The following is a 17,117-nucleotide window of genomic DNA, read 5'->3' on the forward strand; positions in this document are numbered from 1 at the left end:
CCACCAAATAAAAGTTATAAATATAATTATCAGTTAAATATTAACTTAGATAACTTAAAGTTAATAATCTTTTTGGTTATAAAAAGAGGTTGGAAGTATGCAGTTGGATGCCTTTGCAATATTGGTGTTAGTTATATTGGGATTTATGGCATTGTTTGCTACAGCTATTGCAGTCTGGTATTGGAAAGTTGGAAGGAAGTTGATACAATAAGTTACAATCTTTTATAAATATCATATAAAATTGCTCCAAACAGCAAGCTAATGTAAATAATGATTGTTATATCTGTTAAAATTAGTGATAAGCCAATATTAAAACTACCTTCAGAAAATGAAACCTTAATAACGACAGCAACTAATAAAGTCAATCCTGCTCCAAGAAATATTTTATAAATGTCAAAAATGGCATTAAATAGTAATTCTCTCTTTTTAGTCAGTTTTTCATCATCCAAAATTTCACCAATAATACTTTATCATCAATATGATAAAAATCACCGCCCCTAAAAATACCATCAACCAAACCCATATATTCAAAATAAATAAAAATTTAAAAATCTTTTCTCTCTTTTCCGGGTCATTTAAAAGCTTTTTTATTGGGTCTTTCCCATAGTATTTTTTTCTTTTCATAATTATCACTTTTTAGTCAAATAAAGATAATTTAAATATAAGCTGTGTTGTTGTCGGCAGTTCTTTTCTAACAATCTTTAGTTCTGGTTTATATATATACATTACATCCTTCTCTGAAAAAATATCAATCTCTTTCCCCAAAATCTTTGATATAACTTTTACTTCTTCTTTTCCACTGATTTTTATAGCCCCTCCTAAAGAGGAATCAACCTCTAAAACAATAGGGATTTTTAAATCTTCACTTGCTATCTCTTTTAAAAACTCAAGCTCTCTCCTTTTTATCCTATGCCTTTTACCGTTTATTATTACATGTGGTTTTTCTTCACTCAATAACTCTCTTAAAGTTTTCCTTTTAAACCTTGGATTCATATCTTTTATTATTCCTTTTATAATCTTTTCTACATCTCTCATACTCATCACAAGGATAATCATTTTATACGTTAAATGAAATATTAATATTATGTGTAAGAATTCAAATTTAAATTTAAACTATTGAAAATTTCCTGTGAGGGATGTTTGTGAGAGTCATGAAAATTGCCCAAAATAAAAAGATTGTAACTGTTTATCCTACAACTACAATAAGAAAAGCCCTTATGACTATGAATGAGAATAAATACAGAAGATTGCCAGTGGTAAATGCGGGAAATAACAAAGTTGTTGGTATAATTACAAGTATGGATATTGTAGATTTCATGGGTGGGGGTTCAAAATACAACTTAATTAGAGAGAAGCATGAAAGGAATTTTTTAGCAGCAATAAATGAACCAGTTAGAGAGATAATGGAGGAGAATGTTATAACTTTAAAGGAGAATGCAGATATTGATGAAGCAATAGAGACATTCTTAACAAAAAATGTTGGGGGGGCTCCAATAGTTAATGACGAGAACCAACTCATTTCATTAATTACAGAAAGAGATGTGATAAGGGCTTTATTGGATAAGATAGACGAAAATGAGGTTATTGATGATTATATAACAAGGGACGTTATTGTAGCCACACCAGGAGAGAGGTTGAAAGATGTTGCGAGAACTATGGTGAGAAATGGGTTTAGAAGACTGCCAGTTGTTAGTGAGGGGAGATTGGTAGGGATTATAACATCAACGGACTTTATAAAACTTTTAGGTAGTGATTGGGCTTTCAACCACATGCAAACTGGTAATGTTAGAGAGATAACAAATGTTAGAATGGAAGAGATTATGAAGAGGGATGTTATAACTGCAAAAGAGGGAGATAAATTAAAGAAGATAGCTGAAATAATGGTAACCAATGATATAGGGGCTTTACCAGTAGTTGATGAAAACTTAAGGATAAAAGGAATTATCACAGAGAAGGATGTTTTAAAATACTTTGCTTAAATAAATTATTTTTTATTTTTTGTGGGGGGTTGTTATGAATGTTGAGGAAATTGAAGAAGAATATAAAACTTCTATAAAAACTGGATTATCAACTGAAGAAGCTAAGAAGAGATTAAAAATCTATGGATATAATGAAATCCCAGAAAAAAAGGTTCATCCAATTATTAAATTTCTCTCTTACTTCTGGAATCCTATTGCTTGGATGATTGAAATTGCCGCTATTTTATCTGCAATAATCAAACACTGGGTGGATTTTGTTATAATCTTAATACTACTGTTGGTTAATGGTGTTGTTGGTTTTTGGGAAGAATATAAGGCAGAAAATGTCATAGAGTTTTTAAAGCAGAAGATGGCTTTAAATGCAAGGGTTTTGAGAGATGGAAAATGGCAAATAATTCCAGCAAAAGAATTAGTCCCTGGAGATGTTGTTAGAATTAGGATTGGAGATATCGTTCCAGCTGATATAATATTGGTTGATGGAGATTATTTAGTTGTAGATGAATCTGCCTTAACTGGAGAGAGTTTGCCAGTAGAGAAGAAGATTGGAGATATTGCTTATTCTGGCTCTATTGTTAAAAAAGGAGAGATGACTGGAATAGTTAAAGCTACCGGGCTAAATACTTACTTTGGAAAGACCGTTAAGTTAGTTGAAAAAGCAGAAAAAGTTAGCTCTTATCAAAAGATGATTATCAAGATAGGAGACTATTTGATAGTTTTAGCAGTAATTTTAATAGCAATAATGGTTGCCGTTGAATTGTTTAGAGGAAAGAGTTTAATAGAAACAGCCCAATTTGCTTTAGTGTTAGCTGTTTCAGCAATTCCAGCGGCTATGCCAGCTGTGTTATCAATAACTATGGCTATTGGAGCATTAAATTTAGCAAAGAAGGATGCTATTGTTAAGAAACTTGTAGCTATTGAAGAACTTGCAGGAGTTGATATTCTCTGCTCAGATAAAACTGGGACTTTAACAAAGAATCAGCTTGTGTGTGGGGAAATTATAGCTTTAAATGGATTTAGTAAAGAGGATGTTGTTTTATTTGCCGCTCTTGCTTCAAGGGAAGAGGATGCTGATGCAATAGATATGGCAATTTTAAATGAGGCTAAGAAATTAGGATTGATGGAAAAAATAAAAAACTACAAAATAAAGAAGTTCATTCCATTTGACCCAGTTATTAAGAGGACAGAGGCAGAGGTAACTAACGATGAGGAGTTTAAAGTCTCAAAAGGAGCTCCTCAGGTTATATTAGATTTATGCAATGCAGATGAAGAGTTAAGGAGAAAGGTTGAGGAAATTGTTGATAAGCTTGCTGAAAATGGTTATAGGGCTTTAGGGGTAGCTGTTTATAAAAATGGGAGATGGCACTTTGCTGGAATAATCCCATTGTATGACCCTCCAAGAGAAGATGCTCCTTTGGCAGTTAAGAAGATTAAAGAGCTTGGAGTTATAATAAAGATGGTTACTGGAGACCATGTAGCTATAGCTAAGAATATAGCACGAATGTTGGGCATTGGAGACAAGATAATATCAATTAGTGAGCTATTGAAAAAACTAAAAAGAGGAGAGATTAAAGAAGAAAAATTTGATGAGATTGTTGAAGAAGCAGATGGATTTGCTGAGGTATTCCCAGAGCATAAATATAAGATTGTTGATTCACTGCAGAAGAGAGGGCATCTTGTTGCCATGACTGGGGATGGAGTTAATGATGCTCCTGCCTTAAAAAAGGCTGACTGTGGGATTGCTGTTTCAAATGCAACTGATGCTGCAAGAGCCGCTGCTGATATAGTTTTATTATCTCCTGGAATATCTGTTATTGTTGATGCAATCCAAGAGGCAAGAAGGATATTTCAAAGAATGGAAAGCTATGTTATTTATAGAATTACTGAGACAATAAGGATTTTATTCTTTGTTGAGTTATGCATATTGATTTTGGGCATTTATCCAATAACTGCATTGATGATTGTGCTCTTAGCTATATTGAATGACATCCCTATATTGGCAATCGCCTATGATAACGTTGTTGAGCCAAAATCTCCAGTTAGATGGAGGATGAGAGAGATTTTAATGCTCTCAACTGCTTTAGGACTGAGTGGAGTTGTTAGCTCCTTCCTGATATTCTATATATCTGATGTATTCTTACATCTAACAATTGCAGAGTTGCAGAGCTTTGTATTTTTAAAGTTGATATTGGCTGGACATGCAACCATATTCGTTACAAGAATTAGAGATAGGTTGTGGAAAAAGCCATATCCAAGTAAGTTGCTGTTCTGGGGAGTTATGGGAACAAATATTATTGGAACAATTGTAGCTGCTGAAGGAATATTCATGGCTCCAATTGGTTGGGATTTGGCTTTGTTTATGTGGCTCTATGCCCATGTTTGGATGTTAATTAACGATGAGATTAAAATGATTTTGCTAAAAAGACTAAAAATTGATTAGGTGATAAAGTGAAAGCTTTAGTTTCAGGAATAGTAGATTTATCAACAATTGATTATCCAAAAAAAGCTTCAGCTGTCATATTTCTATATGGATGTAATATGAAATGCCCTTATTGCCACAATTTAAAGTTTATGTTGGAGCATAAGAGGGGGATGACAGTTGAGGAAATTTTTAATGATATAGATTTTTTATTTGCAGATGCTATCGTCATAAGTGGAGGAGAACCTACTCTGCAGAAAGATGCTGTGATAGAGATAGCAAGATATGCTAAAGAAAAAGGGTTTCCAGTGAAAATTGATACAAACGGCACACATCCAGAGGTTATTGAGGAGCTAATTAAAAATAAGCTTATTGATTATGTTGCTATTGATGTAAAATGTAGATTTGATAAGTATAAAGAGTTTGTAAAATGCAGAGAGGATGGAGAGGAGATTAAAAATAAGATATTAAAGATTATTGATTTATGCAAAAAAAATAATGTATTTGTTGAGTGTAGAACAACTTTTGTCCCAAAAGTTATGGATGAGGAAGATATTGAAGATATAGCAAAAACAGTTAAAGACTGTGACTTATATGCAATTCAGCAGTTTGAGCCAAAGGATGCCTATGATGAAGAATTTAAAAAACTCCCTATGCCTAAAGAAAATGAGTTGAGAGAGTTGGGTAAAATAGCAAAGAAATATATTGATAATGTTGTTATAAGGACCATAAATGGAACTTTTGAAATTTAAATTAAAATTAAAATTTACTTTCCACCAATAACTCTTGTTATCTTGTATTGACCAACTGCTTCTATATATTCAACTTCTCCTCCTGGCTCTAATCCTTCAATACCTTCTGGAATTGGCAACTCCAATGTTTCGTAAGTTTGCAAGTCCATAATTTGAACCATATCTCCCATTATAGCCAATACTTGTCCTTTTCTTCTGTCAATTATTGGAACTTCTACCTTGCTTGATGTTGGTGCAACAAACTCCTTCTTAACTTTTTCAAATATTCCAATACCTACAACTCTTGCCTTAGCTCCTCCGTGTTTTCCTGGCTTTGAAACGCTAATATCTACAATTTCACATGGAACTCCATCAATCATAACATACTGTCCAACTTTTAATGAACCGACATTAACTTGTTTTGTTCCTGGCATTATTATCACCTTTTATTTTCTAAAAAAGAAACTTTTAATAACTATTGCCTTATGTTATATAAATATTACTATCAACACATTCTGAGTTTTTGAGATTATTAATCTTATTAATCTATTAAATTTAATATTCAAATTTAACAAAATTTCAATAACTTCTATCTTTTAAGCATATAAAAAATAAAATTTTAGATAGTTACCATTCTTTGTTATTCACTTCATTTTCTTTCATAATTTGGGATATATACATTGTTAAACCACCAACAGCGGCGGCTATCTTTTTATTCTTTTCAAATACCTTCTCTGATACAACACTGTATAAATCTCTTGATTCTAATGCGTATTTAACCATTTTCTCTCTTAATTTATGCATATTCTGCTCTACATAGTGAGTTGAGATATTCCCTTTTAAAAAGTTCTCCTCCTCTAAAACAGCCCTATGGAATGGAATATTTGTTTTAACGCCTATTATAACATACTCCCTCAAAGCTCTTTTCATTCTTGCTATTGCCTCCTCTCTGCTATTTCCATAAGTAATTAGCTTAGCTATCATTGAATCATAGTAAGGAGGAATTTCAGCCCCTCCATAGACACCACTGTCAATCCTAACTCCAGGCCCCCCTGGAGACCTATATAGTTTTATCTTTCCAGGACATGGAACGAAATCATTTAATGGGTCTTCTGCGTTAATTCTGCACTCAATTGCATGCCCTCTTATTTTAACATCTTCCTGCTTTAAAGTTAATTCTTCTCCAGCAGCTATTTTAATCATCGCCTTAACCAAATCTATTCCAGTAACTTGCTCTGTAACTGTATGCTCAACTTGAATTCTTGTATTCATCTCTAAGAAGTAAAAGTTGCCATTTTCATACAAAAACTCAACAGTTCCTGCACTGTCATAATTTATTGCCTTTCCTGCTTTGATTGCCGCTTCTCCCATTCTTTCTCTTAACTCTTCAGTCATTATTGGTGAGGGAGCCTCTTCAATCAACTTCTGATGTCTCCTCTGTATTGAACACTCTCTATCTCCTAAATGAATAATATTCCCATGCTTATCTCCCAATAATTGGATTTCAATGTGTCTTGGATTTTCTAAGTATTTCTCAATAAATACTGTTGGGTCACCAAATGCACTCTTTGCAATGTTTCTTGCAGATTCAATAACTTCTTTTAACTCCTCTTTGCTATATGCAACACTCATTCCCATTCCGCCACCGCCAGCTGAAGCTTTAACAACTACAGGGAAACCGATAGCTTCAGCTATTTCTATTGCTTCATCAATATCTTCAATAGCCCCCTCACTACCAGGAATTAAAGGAACTCCTGCTTTTTTCATGATTTTTTTAGCGTTAATTTTACTTCCCATTGCTTCTATAGCATCTGGATTAGGCCCTATAAATTCAAAACCAGCTTTTTTAACAGCCCTTGCAAATTCAGCATTTTCAGCTAAAAATCCATATCCTGGATGGATGGCATCAACCTTAGCTTTCTCAGCTACATTTAATATGGCATCAATGTTTAAATAACTCTTTGCCGCTGGAGCAGGACCTATACAGTAAGCTTCATCAGCCAAAGTAGCATGTAAAGACCTCTTATCTGCCTCAGAATAAACTGCAACTGTCTTAATTCCCAACTCCCAACATGCTCTTATAATTCTAATCGCTATCTCCCCTCTATTTGCAATTAAAACTTTGTTAAACATGATTTTTCACCTCTATCCAAAGAAGATATCTAAAATATTCATTAAATTATCCTTACTCTTGACTATACTCTTATCATAAAATTCAGAATATCCGCATTTTTTGCATGTTATAACAATATATTCGTTATGTTGGATATCAAATATCTTTGATAATCCAGTTCCAGTCATTGCAACTTCTTTTTCAAAAAATTCTGTATTTCCACATTTTGGACATTTCCATCTTTTTTCCATAAATATCACCAAAATATCACAAAAAAAGAGAAGTTTATTTAATAATCATAATTACATCTCCAACATTCACAGCATCTCCTTCATCAATTAATATTCTCTCTACAGTTCCCTCAACTGGGCTTTCTATTGGATGCTCCATCTTCATAGCTTCTAATACAACAATAACATCCCCCTTCTTAACCTTATCTCCTTCTTTAACTTTAATCTTAGTTACCATTCCTCTAAATGGTGAAGTAACAGCTCCCTCCATCTCTGCAGTTATAACTTCTTTCTTTCTCTTCAATTCTGTTCCAATCTTTGGCTCTATCTTAACCTCAAACTTCTCTCCATCAACCTCTACAATATATTCAGTCGGAATCTCTAAAATCTTTCCTATATCCTTCTCTTTTGGTATTGGCTCAGCTTTCAACTCTCCTCTTAAGAACTTAACAGCTATCTGTGGATATAAAGCGTAGGTTAATATATCCTCTTCTTTCTTAACAATTCCCTTCTCTTCTGCCTCTTTCTTAACTTTCTCCCATTCTGGAGGTAATAAATCAGCTGGTCTGCAGGTAATTGGTTTCTCTCCCTCATCCAATACTCTCTTTAACAACTCTGGGTTAATTGGAGCTGGTGGCTTTCCATAAAAGCCCTTTACATAATTAACTACTTCGTTTGTTATAATCTTGTATCTCTCTTCAGTTAAAACGTTTAAAACAGCCTGAGTTCCAACAATTTGAGAGGTTGGTGTAACTAATGGAGGATATCCTAAATCCTTTCTTACTCTTGGAATCTCCTGTAGAACTTCTTCAAATTTATCCAAAGCTCCCTGCTCTTTAAGTTGTGAGACCAAGTTAGATAGCATTCCTCCAGGAACTTGATACACCAAAACCCTTGCATCGACAATTTGGGATATTGGAGAGAATAGCATTTTATATTTTTCTCTAACTTTCATGAAGTAATCTCTAATCTCATTTAAGAGCTTTAAATCTAAGCCAGTATCATATTTTGTTCCTTTTAACGCAACAACGATACTCTCTGTTGGTGGTTGGGATGTCCCCATGGCAAATGGTGAGATAGCACAATCTACCATGTCAGCTCCAGCTTCTATAACTTTTAGGTAAGTCATTGGAGCTAAACCACTTGTGCAATGGCTATGTACGTCAATAGGAAGTGATATCTCTTCTTTTAATCTTTTAACTAACTCATATCCTTCATAAGGGGTTAAAAGCCCAGCCATATCTTTTATGCAGATTGAATCACACCCCATCTCTTCTAATTTTTTTGCTAACTCCACATATTGGTCAATTGTATGAACTGGGCTTATAGTGTAACATATAGCCCCCTGAACTTCAGCCCCAACCTTTTTAGCTGTTTTTATTGCAGTTTCCATATTTCTTACATCGTTTAAAGCATCAAAAATCCTAAAAATATCAATTCCATTCTCATGGGCTTTTATAACAAACTTTTCAACGATATCATCTGGGTAGTGCCTATAACCAACTAAGTTCTGCCCTCTTAAGAGCATCTGTAATGGAGTGTTTTGAATCCTCTTTTTTAAAGCCCTCAACCTCTCCCATGGGTCTTCATTTAGATATCTTATACATGCATCAAATGTAGCTCCTCCCCAAACCTCCATAGAGTAGAATCCAACCTCATCCATCTTTTCCGCTATTGGTAGCATGTCTTCAGTTCTCATTCTTGTAGCTATCAATGACTGCTGAGCATCCCTAAAAGTAGTATCTACAATCTTAACCATAGCTATCCCTCACAAATATTTATTTTGATTTAAAAAAGGCACAGCCAAATAAAACGGCAATGCAGTTCCGTTATTTGGTTAGCCATAGTCTTATAATTTCAATCATAGTTACCCCTCATCAAAAATTGATTAAGAAAATTTAAGATTTAGGAGATAAAATTGAGTTTAAATTAATTAATACAAAAATCTCTATCCTTGTTTATAGCCGTAGTGTAGTATTGATTGAAATGATATATATGCTTTACTTAGGTTCTATTAAGTATGGAAATTCTCTGGAAATTTACCACTAATAATCTTTAATATATCTGTTCTTGTTATAATTCCAACGATTTTATTGTTATCATCGACTATAACCAATCTCCCCACATTATTTTTGTTCATAATTTTTAATGCATCATATATCTTTTCATCTTTATGTATTGTTATAACGTCTCTTCTCATAACCTCTTTGACCTTTTTATCAATATTATCTATATTCTCAGCAATATCATGTAGGCTTATTACACCAACCAATTTATCGTTATCAACAACTGGAGCTCCACTGATATATTTTTCAGCAAATAATTTGGCAGTTTCTCTTAAAGTGCAATTTGGATTTATTGTCCAAACCTCTTTAATCCCCACATCTCCAACTTTTATATTTGGGATACTTGAAACTCCTAAAACATCTATTAGCAAAATCCTATGAATATCATCCCTTCCAATAATTTTTCCATTAATAATAATTTTATTATGATAAGTAGGGCCGACTCTAATAATATCTCCAATGTTAAAGTGCTTTGTATCCCCCTCAATGTGTATCTTTGAAGAACAGCATTTTTCATGTGAAACAGTGTCAAACTCTATTTTTACAACCTTAACTCCCTCAACTTTCTTTCCATCTTTATATATAGGGACTATTATCTCCCCCTCATCTTCTAATCCCAAAGCTCTATAAGCTTTACTTGTTGGCACATATCCCCCTTTAGGTCCAGGAACACCATCAACTAAATCTAATGCCCTTAAAGCTTGCATTTGGTTTCTTATAGTTCCTGGATTCCTATTTAATCTTAAGGCAATTTCTGTTCCTTTGATTGGTCTATTTTTTTCTCTATATAGGTTTATAAGTTCTTGTAATATCTCTCTCTGCACAACCGTTAGTTCCATAAAAACCCCCTTATTAAAAATACTAATGATTATAAATTATAATAGATTATTGACATCCATGATAAATATTTATGGCAATAAAATAAATATATACTTATCGATTTAATTCAGAATTGAGTAAAATTACTTTGGTGCTAACTATGAATTACATAACCTCAAAAATAGCTAAGGAAATTTTAAATTCACAATCTGAGGAGATTTTTTTAAATTTGGATTTAAATAAGACAGAAAAGAAAGAAAAGATTTTGATAGATAGGGAAAAAAAGATTGCCAAATTTCCTGAAGGAGATGTTAGCTTTGACATTTTAAAGAAGATTGCCAAGGATGAGGGGCATATATACTTTATAAAAGATGGAGAAGTTTTTAAAGCTGCAATATCAAATAACGGCTATTATAAGTTAGTTCCAACAATTCCACCAACAATTGAGATAAATGGAATAAGAATGCATAGAACTAAAGAAGTTAATCCTTATGAAGATACACTAAATAAGATAAATGCCGTAAAAGTAAAGAAGGGAGAAAAAGTTTTAGATACCTGCATGGGTTTGGGTTATACAGCTATAGAGGCGTATAGAAGAGGAGCTGAAGTTATAACTATAGAAAAAAATCCAAATGTTTTAGAATTAGCTAAAATAAACCCTTATAGTGAAGAGCTGTTTAAAGGAGGCATTAAAATTATTTTAGGAGATGCTTATGATGTCATAAAGAGATTTAAAGATGAGGAGTTTGATGTTGTTATCCACGACCCTCCAAGGTTCAGCTTAGCTGGACATCTATACAGCGAAGAATTCTATAAAGAAATTTTTAGAGTTTTAAAGCCGGGAGGAAGATTGTTTCATTATGTTGGTAATCCAGGAAAGAAGTATAGAGGAAAGGATTTACAGAAGGGAGTTATGGAGAGGTTGAGGAAAGTTGGATTTGTAAATGTTAAAAGGGTTGAAGAAGCGTTGGGAGTTGTTGCTGTAAAACCAAGAGATTAAGCTTTCTATTTTTTTAATTTAAACAATCAAAAGAGAAATATTATTTTGCTTTTTTTAATAAATTTAAAAAATTAAGTTTAATGTTTTATTTTTATACAATGTTGTTCTTCTTAAACGAATTTGAAGTCCCCGTTTCAGGGATTGTTATAAATGCAAAACCTATAGAGTTTCCATACAATATTGTTCTTCTTAAACAAGTCCACTTAATAATCCCTTACATTCCACAAATTAATCCAAAACAGTTTCCATACAATACTGTTTTTCTTAAACCCATTACATTCAAATGTATCATAACTCATATTTATACCCTTCCTATTCAATAATCTTAATAACCAATATTAAATTCAAACAAAAAACCTTTTATTTTATTTCTAAGCAAATAAAAAAACCTTTAATCAAAGAATAAGATGAAAGTATATTTTATCTTTAAAAAATATCTCCCTTCTATCCAAATCCAATTTAAGTTAATACTTTTTTGTTAAAATGATTATTAAAATTAAACAGAGAACTCCTATCCAATGAAATTTAAAAATATTGGTCAAAAATCTTTAAAAACAAAATCTAAATAACTTATTACTTCAAAAAATAAAAACTTTTCTTATGCATTTTATAAAATCAAATATTCAAACTTATTTTATAGGATTTATGAATCCGAAGCCTAAACTATTCTTCTCTCCCAAACCACAATCCATTATAAACTTGTAAAACTTCCTCTCTTCTTTTCTAATTTTAATCTTCTCTAATAACTTCCATGTAGTTCCAACTACTAAAAACTCTCTTCCCTTCTTAGCAATCCTAACATAAACATCTACCCTCCCATTCCTAACTCTTGGAGATATTCTATCAAAAATAAAACCATTTAAAACTGGCTCTTCATTATAAAATGCTTTATATTTTTTAACTGCATTATCCTGCAGTCTTTGAACAAAAAACATCAAATCAAAATCATCATCATAAAACTTTATATACTCTCCTCTATCTTTATCCTTGTATAAAACAATTGGAGAACCAGTTATAAACTTATTTTTAACCTTCAAATCAAATTTTTTAAGTTCAGAAACTTCAAATTTAAAATTATTTAAATTAACTTCTTCTAAATTATCTAATCTCTCATATAATACATTAATAAACTCCTCCCTTGGTGAGGATATTAGTAGATATTTATCCTCCCCTTTAACAAAATCATTCGGTGGAAATATATCAGAAAAACACCAAAACTTAAACCTTGGCTGATTATGCATCTCCCCAAACTCAGTATCCTTTAAAAGAGAATAAATAAAACCCTGTATAGTATGTTTATTAATTTTATCAAAAGAAAAATCTTGTTTAGGAGTTAGGGATAACTTTAACCTCATAAGTCTCCCTTTTATTTATTTCCAATACTCTAAAGCCTTTTTTAGCTCTGCAACTTCTTCTGCTTTTTCTTCTAATGATTTTCCTTCTATAATTGCCTCAATAGCAGCCCTCATTGCCTTAGCTCCAGCTCTTGTCCCATCTGGATGTCCATGAACTCCTCCTCCTGCCTGAATAATTAAATCTCTGCCTAAAATCTCAACTATTTTTGGGACTAATCTTGGATGAACTCCGCCAGAAGATACTGGAAATACTGGTTTAATATCAAACCAATCTTGATTGAAAAATTTGTTTTCGTTGTCTGCTTCAACTTTATCATAAACAATCTCATCTCTAATTGCTTTAACCTCTTTTTCTCCTCCTTCCATCTTTCCAACAACTGTTCCTATATGTAATTGGTCAACTCCTAACAACCTATAAATCTTAGCTAATGCCAACATGGATATTCCAAAATCTCTACTTCTTGTCATTGCTGCATGCATAGCTCTGTGGGCATGGATTATAAATTTAAAGTCCTCTTCTCTAAATGATTGCACTGCAGAGAATCCACAAACAACAACATCTATCATCACATATTCACTTCCAGCATCTTCAGCAATCTCTGCCCTTCTAATCATCTCTCTGTATGGAGCTGTTATATTTGGCATATATGCTTTTCTTTCTCCAGTCTCTTCTTCTGCTTTATCTCTCATCTCTAAGGTTTTATAAATTCTATCCTCAAATTTATTGAATTCTTGGGAAGTTAAATTTTCATCATCCTTAACTAAATCAACCCCTCCAACCCATGCTTCATAGGCAACTTTTGCATGCTCTTCAGTTTTTAAACCAACTTTTGGTTTAACTATAGTCCCCAGTAAAGGTCTTTCTTTGATTTTTAGAGTTTCTCTAACTCCTTCAATTCCAAATCTTGGCCCTTTATAAGCTTTAACAAACTCCGCTGGAAATCTAAAGTCCAATATCCTTAAACCTTTGGCTATCTTCATTCCAAATATATTTCCTGCAATCCCTGCTAAAACTCCTGGCATGTTGTTTATTTCAAAATCATACAATGGATAGGCAATTTTTATTAGTCCAACTTTATACCCATTTTCTTCTCCAATCTCTTTAATTTCATAAACCTTTGGTCTTAATTTTTCATAAATATCGCTTTTCATTGTTTGAACTTTAGTCCATGTTCCAATAGAGCTCTCCCCAGCAATCTCATTTGCCAACTTTTCTAAATTTTCTCCTTTAATTACCATACAAGATAACAAATCACCTTCATTTGGTCTGTAGTTTAAGTTTATGTAGTCCATAGTATATCCCTCCCCCACGAATTCTTTGGTATTAAGTATTATTAATTTTTTGTATGGTCGTTTCTAATATAAATAGTGTTAGAAAGCTTTACCTTTAGTTTATATATTTAAATTAATTATTGAACAGTAAAATAATGCTAAAGGCTTATTTTAACCAAATATAAAAAAGGATGAATGTAAAATTAATGAATTAATAAATTTTCATTCCGAATTGATTTGATTTTAATATTTTGAAAAAATTTAACAAATAGAATTAAACAGTTTTGAAAGGCACATAAAATTAATTACTTAACCCTTATAGCATCCAAGTTCATTGGCACATAAGTTTGTTTTTTGAACAATCTTCTAACTGTATCTGCAAAATCTAAGCACTTACTCTCTTCTCCATGAACCATAATTATCTTCTCTGGTGAAGGCTTCAATCTTCTGATATACTTAATTAACTGCTTTCTATCACTATGTCCTGAAAATCCTTCAATTGTATAAACCTGTAGATTTATTGGAATTGATTTTGTCTTTCCATTTCTTGTAATGATTGGAATCTCTTTCCAACCGCTCTGAACCTTTCTACCCAAAGTTCCCTCTGCTTGATAACCAACAAATATTATTGCATTTTTCTCATCTGGAGCTAAGTGTTTTAGATACTCAACACTCGGCCCTCCAGTAAGCATTCCAGATGTTGCTAAGATTACACATGGTTCATCACTATCAATAACTTTCCTTCTTTCATTAGTGCTTCCAACCCTCTTAAATACTTCAGATAAGAATGGATTATCTCCTTCGTGGAATATCTTCTGCCTCATTTCTTTTGATAAATACTCTGGATATGCAGTATGTATAGCAGTAGCTTCCCAAATCATTCCGTCTAAATAGACAGGAGCGTTAAATATGCCTTGATTGTATCCTTCTTCTAAAACAAGCATTAACTCCTGAGCTCTTCCAACTCCAAATACTGGAATTAAAACCTTTCCTCCTCTATCTGTTGTTTCACTAACAACCCTCAAAAGCTCTCTCTCTGCCTCTTCCCTCTCTGGCAGAACATCATCATAAGCCCCATAAGTAGATTCAATTATCAATGTTTCTAATCTTGGGAATTGGCAAACAGCCGGCTCTAACAGCCTTGATGTCTCAAACTTGATGTCTCCAGTATAGGCTAAGTTATACAACCCCTCTCCTATATGTAAATGGGCAATAGCAGAACCTAAAACGTGTCCAGCATTATGTAGGGTTAATTTTATTGTTGGGCTTATGTCTGTTGTAACTCCATAATCAATTGGTATTGTGTGCTTAACACATGTTTTTATATCTTTTGAGGTGTAAGGAACTTCTTTACCCTCTTTTTTAGCTATCTCTAAATAATCTTTTTGCAATAAAGTCATTAAATCCCTTGTTGGTCTTGTGCAGTAAACAGGACCGTCATAACCATATCTAAACAAACCGGGAATAAAACCACAGTGATCTAAGTGAGCATGAGTAACTATAACAGCATCTAAATCTTCAATTGAGAATTCTGGAGCATCAAAGTGAGGAAATGCCTTATCTTCACATGCTACATTGATACCACAATCAATTAATACCCTTGTGTCTGGTGTTTGAACATATAAGCAAGACCTACCAACTTCTCTTGCTCCTCCTAAGAAAGATACTCTTATCCAATAATCTCCTCTAACAACTATATCTCTATGTATTCTCCTTCCAATTCTTCTTAAAATTTCTTTAACCTCATGTCTCTCCCTATAAAGTGTGGCCCTAATTGCTTTTATTGTCTCTGATTGTATTGGTGGAGTTCTTACTGGTTTAGGTGCCCATCTTATTGCTTTTTTAATCATTTCCAGTGTTTTTCCTTCTTTACCTATAACCAATCCAGGTTTCTTTGATTCTATTATGACTTCCCCAGTGTTTGCATCAAAAACAAAGTTAGTTATTTCTGCCTCTTCAGGGACAATTTCTAAAATTTTCTGTTTAGCTATTTCTGGCTCAACTAAAACAGATGGGTCTGGTCTTATGGAAATTCTTTTCCTCAAATCCTTAGCAAGGCTTTTAATAATTTCATTTGTGAAAATTTCTGGATTTTTTACATAGACAACGACTTCAGGCCCCTCAAACTGAACATCAACTATTTTCGCCTCTTTTGGTGATTTTTTTATTATCTCTTTTCTTATATTTTCTAAAACTTCCTCTGCTGACAAAATAATCCTCCTCCTTAACTTTTAAAAATCTCTGCCGTGTTTTAAATTGAAAATTTTGATAATATTTTGTAATTGTTTATGAAAAAATGTTAAAATTAAAAATATAGCATAAAATAGAGATATTTAGTTAAATTAAGAGATTTTATAGATTTTTATCTATATTTTTCTTAAAATTTTTAATCTTATATTAAACTTATTAGCCTTTAGCTTAATTCTAACAATTCCATATCTAATTTATTTTATTTGCTCTTTCTTCTACTTCTTTTTGTGGTTTTTTTCTTAGGTTTAGCTTTCATACTATCTAAGATTTTTTCAATCTCTTCATCCTCAAATATCTTAACACCATCTTTTGTTATAACAGCTAATGATATACCATTTCCTGAAAATGTGTCTCTTTCCATTGCTGATTTTAATGCATTTAGGGCTAATTTTATCCCTTCTTCAACTGACATATCTCTATCATATCCAGCTTCTAAAACCCCATAGGCAATTGGAGAACCAGAACCAGTAGCTGTAAAAGTTTTTTCTTCGTTCATTCCTCCTAATGGGTCTAATGAAAATAATTTAGCTCCTTCCAATAAATCATACCCACCAATAATTATCTGAGTTAAAAAAGGGAACATTCTACTTGAATGCAATATATTACTCAATAGGGTAGCACATGCCAATGGAGGGATATTTCTCCCAGTTCTCATTTTGTATAGTTTTGCCTCAGCAATTAATAACCTAACTATCGCTTGAGCGTCTCCAACACTTCCCGCAATGGTCATCGCTATGTAATCATCTATCTTATATAATTTTTTTGCTTCTTTGTCAGCTACTAAATTACCTAATGATGCCCTTTTATCTGTCGCTAAAATTACTGCATCGTCACAAATTAAACCAACGGTTGTTGTTCCTTTCATTACATCCATTCTTTCACCTTA

Annotated in this window: 16 protein-coding genes; 4 read left to right on the forward strand and 12 right to left on the reverse strand. The window is 32.6% G+C overall.

What is annotated here, in order from left to right; all coding sequences use genetic code 11:
• Positions 1-212: 212 nt before the first annotated feature.
• From MJ_RS06545 to MJ_RS06550, 3 genes are read right to left on the reverse strand one after another with little or no spacing between them, the layout of a single operon-like run.
• On the reverse strand, positions 213-449 hold the full coding sequence (locus MJ_RS06545) for a hypothetical protein (protein WP_244409389.1): 237 nt from the start codon (positions 447-449) through the stop codon (positions 213-215).
• 4 nt (positions 450-453) lie between these two features.
• Entirely contained in the window at positions 454-624 is a 171-nt protein-coding gene (locus tag MJ_RS09595; RefSeq protein WP_162828716.1) for a hypothetical protein, read from the reverse strand.
• Between the two features lie 12 nt (positions 625-636).
• On the reverse strand, positions 637-1,056 hold the full coding sequence (locus tag MJ_RS06550; RefSeq protein ID WP_010870736.1) for a DUF61 family protein: 420 nt from the start codon (positions 1,054-1,056) through the stop codon (positions 637-639).
• Between the two features lie 80 nt (positions 1,057-1,136).
• Between MJ_RS06550 and MJ_RS06555 the strand changes: the two genes are divergently transcribed.
• Genes MJ_RS06555 through MJ_RS06565 form a run of 3 tightly spaced genes read left to right on the forward strand, consistent with a single transcriptional unit; the run spans position 1,137 to position 5,147 of the window.
• Positions 1,137-1,979: a CBS domain-containing protein gene (locus tag MJ_RS06555; protein WP_010870737.1), complete on the forward strand. Its 843-nt coding sequence runs from the start codon at positions 1,137-1,139 to the stop codon at positions 1,977-1,979.
• 34 nt (positions 1,980-2,013) lie between these two features.
• Entirely contained in the window at positions 2,014-4,416 is a 2,403-nt protein-coding gene (locus tag MJ_RS06560; RefSeq protein WP_064496762.1) for a plasma-membrane proton-efflux P-type ATPase, read from the forward strand.
• Between the two features lie 8 nt (positions 4,417-4,424).
• The gene (locus MJ_RS06565) at positions 4,425-5,147 is read left to right on the forward strand and encodes an anaerobic ribonucleoside-triphosphate reductase activating protein (RefSeq protein ID WP_010870739.1); all 723 of its coding nucleotides are present in this window, start codon (positions 4,425-4,427) and stop codon (positions 5,145-5,147) included.
• Positions 5,148-5,161: 14 nt separating this feature from the next.
• Here the strand turns inward: MJ_RS06565 and eif5A are convergent, their stop codons facing one another.
• The 5 genes from eif5A to MJ_RS06590 form a co-directional block, all read right to left on the reverse strand.
• The gene (gene eif5A, locus MJ_RS06570; RefSeq protein WP_010870740.1) at positions 5,162-5,560 is read right to left on the reverse strand and encodes a translation initiation factor IF-5A; all 399 of its coding nucleotides are present in this window, start codon (positions 5,558-5,560) and stop codon (positions 5,162-5,164) included.
• A 193-nt stretch (positions 5,561-5,753) separates the two neighbouring features.
• Complete coding sequence (locus MJ_RS06575) at positions 5,754-7,259, reverse strand: acetyl-CoA carboxylase biotin carboxylase subunit (protein WP_010870741.1); 1,506 nt, start codon at positions 7,257-7,259, stop codon at positions 5,754-5,756.
• A 12-nt stretch (positions 7,260-7,271) separates the two neighbouring features.
• Positions 7,272-7,490, reverse strand: a complete 219-nt coding sequence (locus tag MJ_RS06580; protein ID WP_064496763.1) for a zinc ribbon domain-containing protein — start codon at positions 7,488-7,490, stop codon at positions 7,272-7,274.
• 34 nt (positions 7,491-7,524) lie between these two features.
• Positions 7,525-9,228, reverse strand: coding sequence for a sodium-extruding oxaloacetate decarboxylase subunit alpha (oadA, locus tag MJ_RS06585; protein WP_010870743.1), 1,704 nt, complete (start codon positions 9,226-9,228; stop codon positions 7,525-7,527).
• A 255-nt stretch (positions 9,229-9,483) separates the two neighbouring features.
• Positions 9,484-10,374, reverse strand: coding sequence for a CBS domain-containing protein (locus MJ_RS06590; protein ID WP_010870744.1), 891 nt, complete (start codon positions 10,372-10,374; stop codon positions 9,484-9,486).
• 140 nt (positions 10,375-10,514) lie between these two features.
• Between MJ_RS06590 and MJ_RS06595 the strand changes: the two genes are divergently transcribed.
• Entirely contained in the window at positions 10,515-11,354 is an 840-nt protein-coding gene (locus tag MJ_RS06595; RefSeq protein WP_064496764.1) for a class I SAM-dependent methyltransferase, read from the forward strand.
• Between the two features lie 629 nt (positions 11,355-11,983).
• Here the strand turns inward: MJ_RS06595 and cas6 are convergent.
• The 4 genes from cas6 to psmB form a co-directional block, all read right to left on the reverse strand.
• Positions 11,984-12,709: a CRISPR-associated endoribonuclease Cas6 gene (gene cas6 / locus MJ_RS06600; RefSeq protein WP_010870746.1), complete on the reverse strand. Its 726-nt coding sequence runs from the start codon at positions 12,707-12,709 to the stop codon at positions 11,984-11,986.
• 15 nt (positions 12,710-12,724) lie between these two features.
• Positions 12,725-14,002: a type III ribulose-bisphosphate carboxylase gene (gene rbcL, locus MJ_RS06605; protein ID WP_010870747.1), complete on the reverse strand. Its 1,278-nt coding sequence runs from the start codon at positions 14,000-14,002 to the stop codon at positions 12,725-12,727.
• Between the two features lie 284 nt (positions 14,003-14,286).
• Positions 14,287-16,191, reverse strand: a complete 1,905-nt coding sequence (locus MJ_RS06610) for a beta-CASP ribonuclease aCPSF1 (protein WP_010870748.1) — start codon at positions 16,189-16,191, stop codon at positions 14,287-14,289.
• Between the two features lie 239 nt (positions 16,192-16,430).
• Positions 16,431-17,105: an archaeal proteasome endopeptidase complex subunit beta gene (psmB, locus tag MJ_RS06615; RefSeq protein WP_010870749.1), complete on the reverse strand. Its 675-nt coding sequence runs from the start codon at positions 17,103-17,105 to the stop codon at positions 16,431-16,433.
• Between the last annotated feature and the right edge of the window lie 12 nt (positions 17,106-17,117).

This window comes from Methanocaldococcus jannaschii DSM 2661 (genome assembly GCF_000091665.1).
In the GTDB taxonomy this organism is placed as follows: domain Archaea; phylum AGJL01; class Methanococci; order Methanococcales; family Methanocaldococcaceae; genus Methanocaldococcus; species Methanocaldococcus jannaschii.

Excerpts from the sequence above, each read along its gene's own strand:
- MJ_RS09595 (WP_162828716.1), bottom strand. The coding sequence starts at position 624 with ATGAAAAGAAAAAAATACTATGGGAAAGACCCAATAAAAAAGCTTTTA.
- MJ_RS06550 (WP_010870736.1), bottom strand. The coding sequence starts at position 1,056 with ATGATTATCCTTGTGATGAGTATGAGAGATGTAGAAAAGATTATAAAA.
- MJ_RS06555 (WP_010870737.1), top strand. The coding sequence starts at position 1,137 with ATGTTTGTGAGAGTCATGAAAATTGCCCAAAATAAAAAGATTGTAACT.
- MJ_RS06560 (WP_064496762.1), top strand. The coding sequence starts at position 2,014 with ATGAATGTTGAGGAAATTGAAGAAGAATATAAAACTTCTATAAAAACT.
- eif5A (WP_010870740.1), bottom strand. The coding sequence starts at position 5,560 with ATGCCAGGAACAAAACAAGTTAATGTCGGTTCATTAAAAGTTGGACAG.
- MJ_RS06575 (WP_010870741.1), bottom strand. The coding sequence starts at position 7,259 with ATGTTTAACAAAGTTTTAATTGCAAATAGAGGGGAGATAGCGATTAGA.
- MJ_RS06580 (WP_064496763.1), bottom strand. The coding sequence starts at position 7,490 with ATGGAAAAAAGATGGAAATGTCCAAAATGTGGAAATACAGAATTTTTT.
- oadA (WP_010870743.1), bottom strand. The coding sequence starts at position 9,228 with ATGGTTAAGATTGTAGATACTACTTTTAGGGATGCTCAGCAGTCATTG.
- MJ_RS06590 (WP_010870744.1), bottom strand. The coding sequence starts at position 10,374 with ATGGAACTAACGGTTGTGCAGAGAGAGATATTACAAGAACTTATAAAC.
- MJ_RS06595 (WP_064496764.1), top strand. The coding sequence starts at position 10,515 with ATGAATTACATAACCTCAAAAATAGCTAAGGAAATTTTAAATTCACAA.
- cas6 (WP_010870746.1), bottom strand. The coding sequence starts at position 12,709 with ATGAGGTTAAAGTTATCCCTAACTCCTAAACAAGATTTTTCTTTTGAT.
- rbcL (WP_010870747.1), bottom strand. The coding sequence starts at position 14,002 with ATGGACTACATAAACTTAAACTACAGACCAAATGAAGGTGATTTGTTA.
- psmB (WP_010870749.1), bottom strand. The coding sequence starts at position 17,105 with ATGGATGTAATGAAAGGAACAACAACCGTTGGTTTAATTTGTGACGAT.